Source organism: Rhodobacter capsulatus, from assembly GCF_005144475.1.
Taxonomy (GTDB): domain Bacteria; phylum Pseudomonadota; class Alphaproteobacteria; order Rhodobacterales; family Rhodobacteraceae; genus Rhodobacter; species Rhodobacter capsulatus_C.
Map to the genome: position 1 here is coordinate 14,994 of NZ_SWJZ01000056.1, position 16,720 is coordinate 31,713.

Consider the following 16,720-nt stretch of genomic DNA (forward strand, 5'->3'; position numbering starts at 1 on the left):
CCCTGATCTTGCGAGGCCGCGCCCGGCTGTGGGCGGTTTTCGCACGCCCATGAACGCCAGCATGCCCCGACCGATCGTGGTCGGCCGAGGGCGCATGACCGGAGCACACCATGTCCACGCCAACGCCCTCCCACCTGTGGGCATGCCTCCGCATGTCTGCCGCACCGCCGAAGCCCGACCGGCCGTGCCGGGCGCAATTGCCGATATTCGCAACGCCTCTCTCGGGCCGCGGAACGGTTTCGTCCCGTTATTCGCGCACGGCTCTGATCGCCCTTGGCCGCGCGCGTCTCGATTCCATGTCTGCCCTAGGCCTGAGCTTGCGGCAGCTGCAATCCTGGGTCGCGGCGGTGCGCGGCTATTCCGACCGTCCCCGTCATCATTGATCGCAACCCCGCGCGGCCAATCCGCGCAGAGCCCCCCACATTCTCGATCCCGGAGCCCCACATGACCCCTGACGATATCTTCGATCCGCTGCGCCCGATGCTTTACGTCACCGACTGCCTCCGGACCGGCAAGCTCACGGAGTTCGATCCCGGTATCGCTCCCCTGCTTCTGACGCAACGGCTGATAACAGGGGCCAACCCTTTCGCTGAAGTCCTGCGCCAGGATCTCCGCGACCTTTGCGATCGCATCGACACTATTGCCGGGACGGTTCCGGAGCCGTCGACGCTTGCCGACGCCCCGCGCATCGACAGGTGGTGCGGCGCGATCGTGGATGAGTTGCCGGTACTCGTGGGGGTCGTCACTGGTCATCCCCGGCTGAGGCACGGTGCGCGTTGCATCACGTCGCCGCTGGTCCGCATCGAGCCTGATAAGGGGTGGGCGCGCACATTTTCGCGTTATTATCGCCTCGGCCGCCCCGACCGGTCTTGTCTGACCGATCTTCTGGCCGAAGGACGGCTGCGCCCGGATACCCGAGCCTTCGATATTCCTGCTTCGGGGGTCTGGAGCTGAGCTGGAAGCCCGGGCCGAGCCACGAGGGGCTAAGGGCGGCCCGTAATGTTGCGACATCGGATCCGAAGAACCCTCGTTCGCGGGTCCCACGGTGGATGGCGCACTGCGCACGAAACGGACGGGCGCCAGTCACTCATTGCGAAGGTGCCGACGTTGAGGGGGCTGCGACGAGATGGCAAATCCGAAAATGTTCCATATGGATGCCACAATGCGATTTCAGCACCTGAACGAAATGACATGTCGTTCTTGAAGCATTGAAATAGTTGGCGTTAGGCTGTGATCTCCGCGCCGGACGTTACCGCCTGGACCGTGAGACAGACATTATGCCCGTTCCCCCTTCAGGATCTTATTCCCCGCCATGACCCCCGTCTTTCTCGACATCGAAGCCTCGAGCCTCACCGGTTGGCCCATCGAAATCGGCCTGTCCCGGCTCGGCCCGATCGGCATCGAGACATGGTCGTGCCTCATTCACCCTCGCCCGGGCTGGAGCGAGGCTGACTGGGATCCGCGCTCCGCAGAGATCCACGGCATCGCGCGAGAGCGGCTGCACACCGCCCCCGCCGCCGATCTCGTGGCCGAGGCGGTCGAGGCGCGGCTTGGGCCGCATGTCCTGTCAGACTGCCCCGAATTCGACGGCAAATGGCTGGCCCTGCTGCTGCGCCGCCCGGTGCAGCTTTGGCATTTCGACGATGCCGTCCGCGAGACCTTTGGTGCCAAGGCCCTGCCTCGGGCGCTCACCTTGCTCGACGCCCTGCCGCATCCGCATCGCGCGGGGCCGGATGCGGAAGCGATGGCGCAGGTCTGGCTTGAACTGGTGCAGGGCCGCTGAGCCTCAGCCCTCGGGCGGGGCGTATTCGTCGGGCCGCCGCGCCTTGCCAACCGTGGCGCCCATCACCGCGCGCTGCAGATGCCCGGCATTGAGCTTGATCTTGCCGCCCGAGGCATGGCGCAGGATATGCACCGAAGGGTCGCGGCCGGGCGGCGCCACCGTCGTCAGCCGCTTTTCGGGGAAACGCCGCGCGAACATCGCCGCCGTCGCCGCCTGATCGGAATCGGCCGTCAGCAGATAGGCATGGTCGAACACATCCTCGAACGCGTCATGCATCAGATGGATGGCGAGGTTGATATCCCCCGCCTTCTCGGTCGGCTTCTCCCAGCGATCGCCGCAATTGCGGCACATCATCCGCTCATGCACGTAATGGCCCAGCGCCACCTCCACCCCCTCGGCCCGCTGCGCCGCGATCACCTGCTCGTGCCGCCAGCGCTTGCCCGCCGAGCCGGGATAGAACGCCGTGCAATAGACCACCCGCACCAGCTTTTGCGTCTTTTGCGGCAAGATCACCTGGCCCAGCCGCCAATAGCTGAGCCATTTCAGATGCGGCTGCCCCAGCCGGTCGATCGCGTGATAAAGGTTGAACCCGTCGATATAAAGCGCCGCGCGCGCGACCTTCGTTTCCTGTTGATCTTTTTCACTCAATCTGCTACCTCGCAAACATCCACGCGAAGCGGTACGCCGCCAGCAGGCCCTCGACCCCGGTCGGGGGTTTTTCTTTTTCACCCCTTTCCTGAGCGCATTTTGCCGCCCTCGCAATGAAATTTCTTCGAGAACGCGACGCCGTAACGCCGCAAGCCTCCGCTTCCACCTGGAGAGAATTGGATTTCCCTTGCCCGGCGGGACTGCGCCGCCTAACCCTGTTCGGGATTTGAGCCCCGACCTGTGCGAGAGACAATGCTGCCTGCTGCTCATCTTCAGTCCGGACGATCGGCGCCAACCATCGCCGTGGCCGATTTTCGCCAGATATTTCACTGGCCCCTGTCCTTGCGCGACCCTTCTGATGCGCGCCGAAAGATCAAGGATCTCCGCGCAAGCCTCGGCGCCGAATGGGGTGAGCGGACCTCAAAGGACGACGGCATTGCCTATGAGGAAGCGGTTTATTTCCACGATTTCGTGCAGGAGTTCCTCTATACCCGGGCCGAAGATCAGGATGCCCGCGGGCATTGGCATTTCGATCGCTCCGATATCGAGGAACTTCGCGTTGCGCTTCCCGGAGATCCCGTTGGCGACATCGAGATCGGCGGAACGGATTTTCGCATCGAACGTCTGGAACTCGACATCTTCGAATTCGGCGTCGCCATCATCACGCTCGAGGTCGTGGCGAAACAAAGGCAAGACCTGAACCTTGCCCGGGTCATGGACCTGATCGAATATGTGCGCCGCGCCTTTCCCGGTTTCTGGAAAACCGAAGACGGGATCGAGCGCCCGGGCTATTGCCCGCAGGCCGTCATGCTGACACATCGTTCCGGCAAGATCCGCAATCGGATCCTGCGTCCGCAACCGTCCTCGGACGCCCGAAAGGCGCTGAACTCCAATCGCGTGCCGGAACTCTTTCCCTGGTGGGCCGAATTCGCCCGTGGACTGCGCTTCACAAGTCGCCGCAACGGCGCGCTGGAATGGCGTCATGTGCTTGACGAACGCATCCCCGCCATGAGCTACATCCGGCTCGAGGATCATCCGGGCACGGCGGACCGCGCCGTTTTCGAACAGATTTCCGAGGCCGACTGGCACCGCATCGCCGAAGCCGACAGTTCCGGCAACTCGCTGAAAATGCCGTATAACGATCACTTCCTGCGCAACACCCTGCCCACCGCCTTTTACGACCGTCACGCCCCCGGCGACACCTTTTCAAGCACCACCCGCATCACCTATGCCGGGCATCATCACGCCTTTGTCGGCAACGGCTGGTTCTTCAAGACCCACATCGTCAACCACTTCGAGGGCCACTATCGGCGCATGCATTTCATTGCCATCCTCGAATTCGCGGCGATGCTGACCTTTTCGCGCCGGATCACCGACATCGTGCGCGCCGCCACCGACACCCGGGACCGGGGCGCGCAGGAGGCGCTGGCCGACCGCGTCCATGCCACCCGGCAGGATTTCCTGAACTTCATCCACTGCTACCACTTCACCCATGTCTCGAACCACCTTCAGGCCCGCGAGATGAACGAGCGGCTGCGCGCCAGCATGGGGCTTGATGCGTTGCGCGCCGATGTCGAGACCGAATTGCAGAACGCCTCGGATTTCGTCGGCATGATCGAGCAGCGCCAGATGGCGCAATCGCAAAGCGATCTGACCGAATTCGCCACCCTGTTCCTGCCCGCAACCCTTGGCGCCGGGTTTGGCGGCATGAACTTTCTGGCCGGGCTCGATGTCAACGCGCAGGGTTCGGCCACCGCCATCACCGGCACGGCGGTGGCGCAGCTCTTCACCTGGGGGGGCATCGCCTATCTGCTGGCGGCGCTGGTGCTGGTCTGGTTGCCGCAGCGGGACGAGCGTCTGCCCGAGGCGCGGCGCAGGATTCTGGATCGTCTGCTGGGCGCGGCGGCGCTTTTGGGGCTGGCGGCTTTCGGGACATGGAAGCTGTTCGGATGAGCCCGGGCGCGCAAATCCCGGTTGGAAAAACGGCAACACCTTGGCCGGGAATGCATAATCGCGCCGGAAGTCGGAAAATTGTGGGTCCGGCCCCGGTTTTTGCGTCATTGGTCGGCTCATCGTTGGAAATATGGCTGCAAACTTTCTTCTTGACCAAGGGGCTCCAGAGGGCCAGTCTGAGGCCCATGCCCGCATGAATGCGGATTGAGACCCCATGACACACATGGTGTCCTCCTTAACAAGTCTAAGGCCCATGCCCGCATGAATGCGGATTGAGACTGGGGTAGGAACCTCCCTGCTTCTCATTGAGTCTGAGGCCCATGCCCGCATGAATGCGGATTGAGACCAGTGCAGCCGCTCGGCTGCTTCATCAAGCGTCTGAGCCCCATGCCCGCATGAATGCGGATTGAGACAGACCGAGCATGACGTTGGACATGGTAGTGCTCCCTTCCGTCTGAGGCCCATGCCCGCATGAATGCGGATTGAGACCGGTGTTCGAGCGTCGCCGTCACCATTTCGCTCTGAGCCCCATGCCCGCAGGAATGCGGGGAAAGCGGCGAAAACACCAAGGCCGGGCGCGTCACCCAGCGCCCGGCCTTGCCATGTTCGGGGCAGGGGCGTGCTCAGCCCGGTTTGGCCAGCTGCAGGTCGTAGCGCCCCGCGCCCTTGCTTGTGTGCGAGCCGATATGGGTGGTGGCGCCGAAATGCAGCATCGACAGATCGAGCGGCGCCGGATCGGCCAGCACCAGCCGCCCCAGCACCCCGCCACCCGGCACCACCCGCCCCTGTCGCCGCGAGCCGCTGGCCCAGGGCGCCGGTTCGACCGCCTGCCAGATCCCCTCGGGGCTGGTCTCGGGACGGATCAGGCAGGGGGTTGCGCCGTGCCACAGCGCCATCGCCGCGCTGCGCCGCCAGGCCGCCTCGATCACCGTGGCGGGCTCGGCGTGGCGGTGATCGCCCGCGCGCAGCGACAGCGGGGTCAGAAAGTCAAGCGCGGCCATCCGCACCGGCCCCTCATGCGCGGGCAGGCCCTCGGCGCGGCCAAGGCCGAGATCAAGGAGCGCAAGGCGCAGCTTGCGGTTGCCTGCCATGTCGAGGCCAAGCGCCAGCGCCGCCCGCAAGGCCTCGGCCGCTTCCTCGGCCCAGTCGCCCGCAAGGCCGAACAGATCGAGCGTCAGCCGATAGCCCTCGCGCTGCGGGTCGAGCGAAAAGACATAGGGTTTGGGCAGGTCCTGAAAGGCGCAGGGTGTGGTGTCGCGGTGAAAGAAATTGATCCGGCCCTGGGGGCGGAAGAACAGTTCCGCCGCCGTTGGCACCCCGGCTTGCGCCCCGCCCCGGTCGAGCCGTTCGGCCCCCAGCGCCGTGCCCCATGCGCCGCGCAGCCGCGGGATCGCCGACATCGGCTCGAGCGGTTGCGGGCTCCAGATCAGCGCCGAGATGCGGGTTATGCGCCAGATCCGGTGCAGCCCCGATAGATCGACCGGCGTTGCCGCAGCCTGTGCGAGCGCCTCGGCCAGCCGCGGATGCGCTTCGGGCAGGGAGGAGCAAGCGACAAGGCGGTCTGAAAGGGGCACGGGCACCGGAAATCCTTTGTGACGGTGGCCAGAGTGGCAAATCTGTCGCGGCGCCACAAGCCGGGGCGGCCGAGGTTTTTCTTGCCAGCCCGCGACATTCCGTGCCTGATGGGGCGGTGATGGGTGATGTGGGCGGGCTCGACGCATGGCGCAGAAGGTGCTTGTGGTCGAAGGCGTGAACTTCGATCAATGTCTTTATGATACCAACGATTTGTCGGTGATCCGCGGGGCGTCGCTGTTGCTGGACGGGGCCTTGCCGGTGATCTGCGGTGCGGTGACCAGGACGGGGGCGCGGATCGGTGCCAGTCTGGGCGGGGCCTCCAGTTATGAAATCGCCTTCGAGGGCGCCGAGCCGGCCGAGGTCGAGGCGGCTGTTCGTCGTGCGCTGGCGCAAGACCCGTGGCGGGCCTTGTCTTGGGTGGTTTCGGTGGCGGATACGGCGACCGCCGCGCGCGGGCGCAACCGGCGCCAGCAATTCCAGACCTGGACGGTCAAGCTCAGCGATGTTCCCGGCGCGGTATGCGAGGATGCGCTGGATCGGGTGCGCCCGGCCAGTCCGGGGCGGGACGATGCGATCAAGGGGCCACTCTCGCCCGAGACACGGATCCGGCTTGAACATGGGCGTCAGTTCCGGCGTCAGTTCTTTCGCAACGGCACGCGCAATCTGGTGGAAGACGACATCCTTTGCGCCTCGTTCGAGGAACTTGTCACCCCGCCGCCGAAAGGGCTGCGCGAGGGGATGAAGGGCAAGATCGCGGTGGTGCATTTCGACGGCGACCGGATGGGCGATCTGCGCCGTCTGGTTGGCGATGATGCGGAATTTTCGGCGCAGATGGGAAAGATGACCGAGGACATCCTGACCCGGCTGGTCGCAGGTGTCCGGAGGCGGCGTGCCCCCGAGGATCGGCGCTTCCGGATGGAGGTGCTGCTGTGGGGCGGCGACGACATCACGCTGGTGGTGCCTGCCTGGGACGTGCTGCAGGTGATCGGTGATTTTCAGGCCGCGATTGCGGGGGTGAAGATCGCAAGCCTTCCCGTCAGTTTCACCGGGGCGGCGATCGTGGCAAACTACAAGGCGCCGGTGCGAAAGCTGGTGCATCTGGCCGAACGTGCCGTGAAAGTGTCGAAACAGGCGGAGGTGCGCGGGGCCGTGACCTTCGACATCTTCAAGATGTCGCCGCCGGAGAGACCGCTCGAGGCGCATCGGGCGCAGCTTTTCCCCGGTGCGACGGCGCGCGACATCGCTTTTTCGGGAGATGACTTCGGTGGCCTGATGGCCCTTCTCGCCGCACGCCGGGAAGCACAGGAAAGGGGGCAGTTCCTGTCACGTTCGCGCGCGCATGATCTTGTGCAAGCAACGCCGGAAGACCGTGACGATCTGCTGAAAAAGTATCATCTGCGGGTCTTGCAGGTTTCGGCCGCCGATCATCCGCAGGACGCCTTGGCAAATCTTTATGCGTTGCCGCAAATGGAGGGGGTGGAGCGGGATCTCTCCCTTGACCTGATGCTCTGGCTCGATCTTGACGAGTTGTATTATGCACCGCCGCAAGACAGCGCGGAGGCCGCAGCATGAAGCGATTTCAGGCGCGACTGAGCGTGACCTTGCGCAGCCCGTTCATCTTTCCGGATTCCGAGGCGGTGATCCCGGGCATCGACATTGTCGCACACAGGAACCGCGCGGAATGTCCTCTGCTGCCACGCGATCAGTTGAAGGGCGTTTTTCGGGATGCCTTGGCCAAATCCCTGCGCGCCGGCGCGCCAGGGCCGACGGTCGAGGATATCTTCGGCGTGGCATCTGACGACGGTGGGATGCGCGGCGCCTATGAACCAAAGCCCGGGTTGGTGCTGTTTTCCGATGCGATCGCGGTTGAGGGGCAGGACTTGGGGCGCGTCATCTCGCACCGGGTCGAGATCGATGCCGAAACCGGGGCAGCAAAGGAAGCCCACCTGTTGTTCGTCGAACTTGTCGCTCCGCGCAGGCAGGCCGTGCGGTTCGAAGCCGATATTGTATGGTTCTGCCGGGATACTTCGGTTGGCGATGCGTTGCGACGCGCGCAGAGCTGGATCTCCGCCATTGGTGCAATGAAGTCTTCAGGGTTCGGCGAAGTGCTCGACATCCGGATCGGCGACGAAACCGTGGTGGATTTGGCCGGGCTGACGCCTCAGGCTCCTCCCGCCGAGCGCACGTGCTACGTGTTCGGGTTCGATCGCCCCTATCTGGTCGACGCGAGGATCGCGGCCGACAACGTGCTGGTCGGGCAGGTTACCGTTCCCGGCGGTGTCATCAAAGGTGCATTGGCGCGCAAACTTGATCTGGCCGGGGTGCTGCCTGGCCATGCAAGGGCACTGACGGATATGTCGATATCGCATGCGCGCCCCGAAGGCGCGCAAGAGGTCTTGCCCTTGTCGGTTGTGCGTAGCGCGGCCACGGGGGAGGCGTTCGATTTGTGGCAAAACCCCGATACCGATCTCGATGACATCCAGTTTCAGATCGACTGGAAACACGGTTTTGCCGATCAGGAGAACCGGGAAGTCAGGGTCCACACGGCCGTGACCGAGGAAACCGAGATCGCCGAGACGGGCAACCTGTTCGTGATCGATGCCGTCGATCCGGCAGACGGGCGATATCGAGTAGAGGTGGATTATCGCCGTGTGCAGCCTGAATCCCGTGATCTTCTTCATGCAATGCTGATGGACGGCTTGCACGGGATCGGGCGTACCGGCGCGATTGCGACGGTGCAGGCATGTTCCGCCGTCGAGCCAGTTGTGGACAAGCTGACCGGCACCGTGTTTGCGGTCAGCTTGATGACCGATGCAATTCTCGCATCGCCGGTGGACGAAACGGAGGCTGGCGCCGCATATCAGGCTTACTGGTCGAGAGTTCTCCATCCGCACCCGGTGGAACTCATCGAGTTTCTCGCTTCCCAGCGCGTTGTGGGCGGTTATCTTGCCAAGCGCTACCGTAGCGGTGCCGCGCAAAACTACCGTCCATGGTGCGTGAGCAACGCCGGTTCCACCTTCCTGCTGCGCGGCGAGACCCTCGGTGTTGCGCTTTCGGAGTTGCGCAAGGCACGTCTTCCGGCCCCTTTCTTCGACGGTTCGCCGATGACCTGGGACACCTGCCCATTCCAGCCCGAGAACGGGTTCGGGGAAATCAGTGTGACCGCCGTCGATCTGCGCGAGGACCCTCGCCATGGCTGATTTTCGCATATCGGATTTTCGGTTCGAACTCGAAGTTGTATCGGATCTTCATATAGGCTCCGGGCAAAGTGAACTCATGCCGGCCTTCGCCAGGGCGCGCGCCAGCGACGAGGCCCCCGAGGTGGCCGAAATCGTCAGGGATTGCGATCACTTGCCGGTCATTCCCGGGACCAGTCTGAAGGGCTGCCTGCGCAGCTTGCTGGAGGACGAGGCGCAGATTCTGCTGTTCGGCACTCCGAAGTCGAAAGCCGATGATGGTGGTGGCCGCATGGGGGTCTTGCGCGTGCGCGACGCCCATCATCTTGCCGCCCCCGAAGAGACGCAGCCGACCCCGATGCAGAACGGCACCTTCGTCCTGATCAAGAATGCGATCGACACGGGGCGCGGTACGTCGAAGACGAATTTCCTGTTTGCCAAGTGGATGGTGCCGCAGGGAACGATCTTCTCTGGCTGTCTTCGACTCGAATTGTGGGGCGACTATCCGCTTCAACTTCGAGCAGCGGAAGCCTTGTTCCGCCTTTTCAAAAGTCTCGCGCAAGATGAGGGCGTGTCCTTGGGAAAGGACACCAACAGTGGCGACGGCCGTGTCCGGCTCCGGGGTGAGATCCGCGAAACCCAGTTCGTCGCTCAAGACGGTTCGCTCGTTCCCGGACCCGAACGGATCTTCGAAGTGCCGGGGGAACCAGACCTGCGCTTCACCAGTTTGCGCATGTCGCATCGCGGTCCGAGTTTCACCAGCGATTTCGCCTATGATCGCGAAAAGGAAAAAAAGCGAAATCCGAATGCGCCGCATCTTCGGGCATTGCGACGGAACGGTGTGCCGGTGATTTCGGGCTCGGCGGTTGCCGGAGTTCTGCGCGCCGATTTCGCCTTCCTGCTGCGCAGGCAGGGGCTGGAAGAAGCCGCAGTCACCGATCGGATCACCCGACTGTTCGGGGCGACGTCCCGCGCAGGTCGCCTTGTCGTTATTGCCGAGGACGTTTCCGCGACGGGGAGGCAAACGCTCATGTCGAACAAGATCGACCGTCTCTCGGGCGGCACCATCGACAATGCCCTCTTTGCGATCGACGCCGATCATGGCGTGAAATTTACTCTGCGCTTGGGGCTTTCTGATCTGGCCGACGACGCCGACCGGGAGCTGCTCGGCGATCTGGTCGCGATGGTGCGCAAGAACGGCGTCGAACTCGGTCATTCCGTCAACGCCGGGTTCGGCTGGTTCCGTGTCGAGGAGTAGCAGATGTCCACATCCGACAAGACCCGCGACAACGGCTTTCGGCACAAGCCCCGGCATGATGGGCCTTCGTCCGGGCCCGGCAAAGCCGGAAAACACCACAACGCTCCGATCTCCTTCGAAACACCCCCGGCCCCGTTCCGCTTCATTCCGCTTCCCGAAAAGGTTCATCTGGCCGAGCCCGCGGTGCGCGCGGCTTGGGAGGCTGGCACGCTCCACTCGCATCCGCTGCCGGGCGGCTTTTCGGGCAGCTTGACGGTCGAAATCGCCTTCGACGGGCCGATGTTGGTGGGGGGGGCAGCCACCGGGCCTGCAGATCAGGCGCAACAGGTGCGGCCCGTGTGCCTTGGCGCGGAATACGTCCTGCCCGGCTCCACCCTGCGAGGGCTTCTGCGCAGCGTCACCGAACTCGTCAGCGCCTCGCGCATCCGGCAGATGAACCTGCATCGCCGCTACGGCATCCGGGATTTCTCCCACCCGCTGTTCAAGGACACCGACCGCAAGCGCCCGCGCGCGGGATGGCTGACCCTCGTGAACGGCAAGGCTGTCCTGACGGAAACCGAATGGTACGAAATCCGCATCCGCGATCTCACCGAAGAGGCCAATTCGGGGCAATTCCATTACGACTGGCTGAACATGAATATCGCTGAGCGCTACGCGCATGTTGGGTGTGTCGCCGAGGGCAGCGGCAAGCGTTTCGTATTCGACCAACCGACCGCTTTCGCAAAAAAGGGCAATCAGGCGCATCTGGTTGTCCCGCGAGACGGCGGCGACGTTGATGGTATTTTCGTTTTTTCCAACGCCTCACCGACGCTGGAAGGCTTGAGCGTCGAAACCCTTGACGCGCAAGACCTCGTGAAGCGCAAGCGGCTGTTCAAGAAAACCGAGGCCGTCTTCGCGCATGAACCTTTCGGGGAGCCGCAGCCCATTCCCGATGATGTCTGGGAAACCTTCGAACTCAACAACTCTTCGCCCTCGCGCCACAAGCCCGAACGCGAGGGGAACTGGAAGGAACTCTGGCCGACCCTCAAGGCGGGCGGGCGCATTCCCGTTTTCTGGCTCTCCAACGCTGATCTGAAGCGCGAGCCGCACGACCAGGCGGTGGCCGACTTCGGCCTTGTCCGGGTGTTCAAGCGCGCGCATCTCTATTCGGTCAAGGACAAGCTCGATCTGACCGATGCGGGCGCGCATATGACGCTGCCGGGCAGCCCCGACTATCAGCCGGACCTGACCGAGGCGCTGTTCGGCTATGTCCACGAACCCGAGAGCAAGACCGAAAACACCGCCGCCCTGCACAAGGACCGACATCTGGCCGGGCGGCTCGGCTTCGGGTTCGGCTATCTGAGCTCGAACGCAGATGTCCGCACGAGCGACACCTGGGAAACCGTGCAAAGTGCCCCGAAACCCTCCTTCGGTCCCTATTATCTGGCGCAGGGGCAGCATGACTGGTCAGACCCCGCCTCGACCCTCGCCGGGGTCAAGACCTATCCCGCGCGCGAGGCGAACGAGGCCGCGCTGAGATCCACGCTGCAAAGCTGGATCCCGACCAAGGGAAACGCCGCAAGGAACACGAAGATCCGCTCGAAACTGGTGTTCCTGCTGCCGCGCAACCGGGGCGACAGGATCACCTTCGCCGCCGAGATCCGTTTTCACAATGTCACCCCGGTCGAACTGGGGGCGCTTGTCTGGGCGATGACCTTTGGCGGCGCGCCGCAGTTGCGCCACATGATCGGTCGCGCCAAGGCCGCCGGGGCCGGGCAGGCGCGCCTGACCCCGGTTGCGGTGCAGCTGCGCCACGGCGACGAGGAGAGGCCCGAGGCCGAGGCCTTTTGCGCCGCACGGATGCGCGATTTCGAAACTTTCATGGGCGAGGGCTGGCGCGAGAGCGACACCGTCCGCGCGCTTCTGGCCCATGCCGATCCGGCCCGCGGCCGCGATCTCGATCGGGCCGGGCAGCTGAGCTATCTGCCGCTTCAGCTGCACCGCAAGCTGCGCGATCACGCCCGCACCTCGCCCAAACCCCGGATGCTCGGCCCGGACGGCTGAGCCAGGACCGGCCCTTGCCACCGAAACGCATCAGAGCCGGAGGCAACTCCGGCTCTGAAGCGTTTCAACGCTCACATTTCTAGCGCCAAATCCGCATTCATGCGGGCGTGGTCGTGCCACCCAATCCGAACTACCCAGCCGCTGTGATGGCGGGTCTCAATCCGCATTCATGCGGGCGTGGTCGTGCCACTCCGCTTCACCGCCCAAGGAGGGCGACACGTCTCAATCCGCATTCATGCGGGCGTGGTCGTGCCACGAAGAGGAGCCAGTAAATGGCCCATTCGAGTCTCAATCCGCATTCATGCGGGCGTGGTCGTGCCACACAGTAAATCAGCCGAGCGACCGGTTGCTAGTCTCAATCCGCATTCATGCGGGCGTGGTCGTGCCACGGAGGGGCTGTCGTTCGTTGTCGTCGCTGCGTCTCAATCCGCATTCATGCGGGCGTGGTCGTGCCACGTAAGAGCCGGCGCCTCCGTTGCTGGCAAGGTCTCAATCCGCATTCATGCGGGCGTGGTCGTGCCACACACCCTCTGCAATCCGCGCCCGGAAATCAAGGAAAAAGTGGCACTTCCAACCATCCTCACCGCCGCAGGGGCAAAACGGCCCCGAAACCACCGATTTTCTGTTTCATGATCCGATTTTCTGTTACATTCCAGAGCGCTGCACATTTTCCAACGAGGTTTCCCTGTCTGACACCCTGTTCGAGCGGATCACCACCTGGGAGGCCCTCGATCGGGCCTGGGCCAAGGTGCGCGCCAATGGCGGCGGTGCCGGGGGCGACGGTGTCACGCTCGACGATTTCGCGCAAGCCGCTGCGGCGCGGCTGTCGGCCCTTTCGGCGGCCTTGCGGGCCGGGATCTACCACCCCGCGCCGCTGCGCCGCCTCGACATCGCCAAACCCGACGGCGGCAGCCGACCGCTGGCGATTCCCGCCATCCTCGATCGCATCGCGCAAACCGCCGTCGCGCAGGCGCTCTCGCCGATCTTCGAGCGCGAATTTTCCGACGCCAGCTTTGGCTATCGCCCGAACCGCTCGGTCCGCATGGCGGTCGAGCGCATCGCGATGCTGCGCCGACGCGGCTTTACCCATGTCGTCGAAGGCGACATCGTGCGCTATTTCGAGAATGTCCCCCATGATCCGCTGCTGACGCTGCTCGAGACGCAGCTGCCCGATGAGCCGCGCCTGTGTGCGTTGATCGGGCTATGGCTGGAACATGGCGGGCAGATGCTGGGCACCCCGGGGCGCGGGCTGGCGCAGGGCTCGCCGCTGTCGCCGCTGCTCTCGAACCTCTATCTTGACAGCTTCGACGACACCTTGACCGCCGAGGCGGCGCTGGTGCGCTTTGCCGATGATTTCATCCTGTTGACCCGCAAGGAGGCCGATGCCCATGCGGCGCTGGCGCGGGCGGCCGAGGAACTGGCGGCCCGCGGTCTTGCCGTTGATGCGGCAGGCTCCAAAGTCACGGATTTCGACGCGGGCTTCGCCTTTCTCGGGCATCTGTTCCTGCGCTCGCTGGTGCTCAAGTCCGAAGGGGCCGATCCCGTTCCCGCGCCCGCATCCGGGGCCGAAACCGAAACCGATGCGGGATATGACCCCGGTCCCCGGGTGTTGCGCCTGTTCGAGCCGGGGCGCCGGCTTGGGCTGGGCAACGACAGTTTCCGGGTGCTTGCCCCCGATGGCGCGGTGCTGGTGCAACTGGCGCAACACCGCGTCGGGCGTATCGAGATCGGGCCTTGTGCCGGCATCGACGATGACGCGCTGCGCCAGGCGCTCGGTGCGGGGATCGAGATCGCCCATCTGGATGGGCTGGGTCAGGTTCTGGGCACCACCATGCCGGCGGCGGGCGATCATGGCGCGTTGCATCTTGCGCAGGCGCGGGTGGTGCTTGATCCGGCACTTCGGTTGGCGTTGGCGCTTCAGCTGGTGTCGGGGCGGATCCGCAACCAGCGCGCCCGGCTGCAGGTGCTCAACCGCCGCGCCGAAACCGCCAAGGCGGTCAAGGCTGCGCAGGAGCTGGGCATCTGCCTGCGGCGCCTGCGCGGGGTCAAGACGCTCGAGGCGCTGCGCGGCGTCGAGGGGCTGGCCGCCGCAGTCTATTGGCCCGCGCTGGCGTCGCTCTGCGCGGGGGCGCCGAAACGCTTCACCCGGCAACGCCCGGCGCGCGATGCGTTGAACGCGGTGCTCAACTACCTCTGTGCTCTGCTGGAACGCGACATCCGCGCCGCGATCCTGTCGGCGGGGCTGCATCCGGGTTTCGGCGTCCTGCACGCCAGCACCGATCGCGGCGAGGGGTGCGTCTACGATCTGATGGAGGGGTTCCGCGCCCTTCTGACCGAGGGGGTGGCGGTGACGCTGTTCAACCGCAAGGTCCTGCGCCCCGAGCATTTCACCGAAGATGGTGCGCGCATTTCCCCGGCCGGGCAACGCGCGATCATCGAGGGGTATGAGGCCGCGCTTGACCGGGTCGTGCGCTCGAACCACAGCGGCGCGCGGCACAAGCTGCGCGTGGTCATGCGCGAAGAGGCCCGCGCCTTTGCCCGCCATTGCCGCGCCCCCGACCAGGGCAGCTTCGAGCCGCAGGTTCAGGACTACTGAGCCACGCCCTCCCACCCCGCCGCCCGCAGGAGCACGGCAGCCGGATCCCTTTGGCGGAGATCATGGCTCCGATCCGCATTCATGCGGGCGTGGTCGTGCCACCTATGAAATTCTCGATGTTCCTGAACGCCACGTCTCAATCCGCATTCATGCGGGCGTGGTCGTGCCACTTAGATACAGAAGGAGGCCAAAATGGCCCAAGGTCTCAATCCGCATTCATGCGGGCGTGGTCGTGCCACTCACCCTCTGCAATCCGCGCGCGGAAATCAAGGAAAAACTGGCTTTTCCAACCCTCGGCACCGCCAAGACCGACGGAACCCGCAAAACCTTCGGATTTCTTGCGTTGCGAGCGGATTTCCATAATAATCGCGGCCTGTTAGCGGTTTTCCAACGAGGATTGCATGGCCAGGGGCGAAATGCTGACCGTCTTTTCCTACGACATCGGCGCCAATCGCAAAAGACGAAAAGCCGCAGCCATCCTTGAGGAGGCGGCCAGCCGGGTGCAGAAATCGGTCTTTGAAACCCGGATGTCGCGCAACCGCGCCCAGGCGGTGGCGCAGCGCGTGGCGGCGCTGCTCGACCCGGGCGACAGCCTGCGGGTCTATGTTCTGGGCGCCGACGGCGAGACCAGCAGCCGGGTCTATGGCGATGCCGTGCCGCTGGAGCCCGAAGGCGACCACTGGCTGTTCTGAGCCGCGACACGGCCCGCTGGCTCTGGCCCTTTGTGCGGAAAGCTGACAGGATCGGTCGTGCGGCCTTTCGGGGCAAGGACATTTCAACGAACCCGATCGGGGGCCGTCGCGGTCCCGTTTGCAAGGTGTTTCATGGCGACGACGATTTACGATGCCTTCAATCAGTTCAGATCGAACCTGGAAATCACCAGCCTGCAGGAAAGCACGACCTCCACGCGTCAGCAAAACGTGCGCGAGGCAGTCGAGGCCGATTTTTCGGTGCAGGAGTCGTTTCTGGCGGGGTCTTACCGGCGTCACACGATGATCGCGCCACTGAACGCGGCGGATATCGATGTGTTTGTGGTGCTGCATCCGAAATACCATGCTCCGCTGGGACAACGCGATCTTTTGTCGGCGCTCATGACGACGCTGAAGAAAAAGTATCCAAGGACGCCAAAGATCAAACCCGACGGGCAGGCGGTGACGATCACCTTCACCGATTTCGAAGTCGACGTGGTGCCCGGGTTTTACCAAGTAGGTGGCGGGTTTCTTATTCCCGACGCCGGACTGAATCGCTGGATTGCCACGGACCCGAAACGCCACGTGGAAATGTGGTCGATAGTGAACAAGGGCCACAACGGGATGATGGTTCCCCTGATCAAGATGATGAAATGCTGGAACCGGCAGCAGAGGTATCCGCTGCGGTCGTTTCACCTTGAAGTGATGGTCATGCATGTTCTCCAAGGTATCGTCATCACGGACTATCCCAGCGGTGTTCGCTGGGCCTTTGACAAGATGCGAGGCGCGATCCGGGCGAGGATCGCCGATCCTGCGGGATACAGCGATGACATTGCGCCGGGGCTTTCGCCCATGGACAGGGAAAGGCTTGCACGCCGGTTGGATGCCGCGTTCAACACCGCGATGCAAGCCGAGAGCAATGCTCAATACGGGAATGTAAAGACCTCCATGGATTTCTGGAGAAGCCTGTTCGGAGATTTCTTTCCGGCGTACGGCTAG

Annotated in this window: 13 protein-coding genes and 1 CRISPR repeat array; of the genes, 10 read left to right on the forward strand and 3 right to left on the reverse strand. The window is 64.0% G+C overall.

The annotated features are described in order from the left end of the window. Positions 1-444 precede the first annotated feature (444 nt). Both FBT96_RS13180 and FBT96_RS13185 read left to right on the forward strand, forming a co-directional pair. Positions 445-954 carry a DUF6634 family protein gene (locus tag FBT96_RS13180; RefSeq protein ID WP_136907393.1) on the forward strand — a complete coding sequence of 170 codons (510 nt, stop codon included), beginning with the start codon at positions 445-447 and terminating at the stop codon, positions 952-954. A gap of 358 nt (positions 955-1,312) precedes the next feature. Next, positions 1,313-1,783 carry a 3'-5' exonuclease gene (locus FBT96_RS13185; RefSeq protein ID WP_136907395.1) on the forward strand — a complete coding sequence of 157 codons (471 nt, stop codon included), beginning with the start codon at positions 1,313-1,315 and terminating at the stop codon, positions 1,781-1,783. A gap of 3 nt (positions 1,784-1,786) precedes the next feature. On the opposite strand, the gene FBT96_RS13190 is transcribed toward FBT96_RS13185, so the two are convergent. Continuing rightward, the gene (locus FBT96_RS13190) at positions 1,787-2,431 is read right to left on the reverse strand and encodes an NYN domain-containing protein (protein WP_136907397.1); all 645 of its coding nucleotides are present in this window, start codon (positions 2,429-2,431) and stop codon (positions 1,787-1,789) included. A gap of 342 nt (positions 2,432-2,773) precedes the next feature. Here FBT96_RS13190 and FBT96_RS13195 point away from each other — a divergent pair, with 342 nt between their 5' ends. Next, the gene (locus FBT96_RS13195) at positions 2,774-4,384 is read left to right on the forward strand and encodes a magnesium transporter CorA family protein (protein WP_136907399.1); all 1,611 of its coding nucleotides are present in this window, start codon (positions 2,774-2,776) and stop codon (positions 4,382-4,384) included. Between the two features lie 623 nt (positions 4,385-5,007). Here the strand turns inward: FBT96_RS13195 and cas6 are convergent. Continuing rightward, positions 5,008-5,958, reverse strand: coding sequence for a CRISPR system precrRNA processing endoribonuclease RAMP protein Cas6 (cas6, locus tag FBT96_RS13200; RefSeq protein WP_169583439.1), 951 nt, complete (start codon positions 5,956-5,958; stop codon positions 5,008-5,010). A 145-nt stretch (positions 5,959-6,103) separates the two neighbouring features. Between cas6 and FBT96_RS13205 the strand changes: the two genes are divergently transcribed. From FBT96_RS13205 to cas1, 5 genes are all read left to right on the forward strand, one after another. Continuing rightward, positions 6,104-7,531, forward strand: coding sequence for a Cas10/Cmr2 second palm domain-containing protein (locus tag FBT96_RS13205; RefSeq protein ID WP_136907403.1), 1,428 nt, complete (start codon positions 6,104-6,106; stop codon positions 7,529-7,531). Beyond that, positions 7,528-9,159 (forward strand): RAMP superfamily CRISPR-associated protein, encoded by a 1,632-nt coding sequence (locus FBT96_RS13210; protein WP_136907405.1) that lies wholly within the window; start codon positions 7,528-7,530, stop codon positions 9,157-9,159. The genes FBT96_RS13205 and FBT96_RS13210 overlap by 4 nt, the downstream gene beginning before the upstream one ends. After that, positions 9,152-10,393, forward strand: coding sequence for an RAMP superfamily CRISPR-associated protein (locus FBT96_RS13215; protein WP_136907407.1), 1,242 nt, complete (start codon positions 9,152-9,154; stop codon positions 10,391-10,393). The genes FBT96_RS13210 and FBT96_RS13215 overlap by 8 nt, the downstream gene beginning before the upstream one ends. 3 nt (positions 10,394-10,396) lie before the next feature. Then, the gene (locus FBT96_RS13220) at positions 10,397-12,436 is read left to right on the forward strand and encodes a TIGR03986 family type III CRISPR-associated RAMP protein (protein ID WP_136907409.1); all 2,040 of its coding nucleotides are present in this window, start codon (positions 10,397-10,399) and stop codon (positions 12,434-12,436) included. Positions 12,437-12,519: 83 nt separating this feature from the next. After that, a CRISPR array of direct repeats spans positions 12,520-12,959; the repeat unit is 37 nt; unit sequence GTCTCAATCCGCATTCATGCGGGCGTGGTCGTGCCAC. Positions 12,960-13,184: 225 nt separating this feature from the next. Beyond that, the gene (gene cas1 / locus FBT96_RS13225; RefSeq protein ID WP_212635391.1) at positions 13,185-15,032 is read left to right on the forward strand and encodes a CRISPR-associated endonuclease Cas1; all 1,848 of its coding nucleotides are present in this window, start codon (positions 13,185-13,187) and stop codon (positions 15,030-15,032) included. Positions 15,033-15,237: 205 nt separating this feature from the next. On the opposite strand, the gene FBT96_RS20740 is transcribed toward cas1, so the two are convergent. Continuing rightward, positions 15,238-15,393 (reverse strand): hypothetical protein, encoded by a 156-nt coding sequence (locus FBT96_RS20740; RefSeq protein ID WP_169583440.1) that lies wholly within the window; start codon positions 15,391-15,393, stop codon positions 15,238-15,240. A 40-nt stretch (positions 15,394-15,433) separates the two neighbouring features. Between FBT96_RS20740 and cas2 the strand changes: the two genes are divergently transcribed. Together cas2 and FBT96_RS13235 are read left to right on the forward strand one after the other, a co-directional pair. Further along, a complete protein-coding gene (cas2, locus tag FBT96_RS13230) occupies positions 15,434-15,724 on the forward strand; it encodes a CRISPR-associated endonuclease Cas2 (protein WP_136907413.1) in 291 nt (96 codons plus the stop codon). Between the two features lie 132 nt (positions 15,725-15,856). After that, on the forward strand, positions 15,857-16,720 hold the full coding sequence (locus FBT96_RS13235; RefSeq protein ID WP_136907415.1) for a CBASS oligonucleotide cyclase: 864 nt from the start codon (positions 15,857-15,859) through the stop codon (positions 16,718-16,720).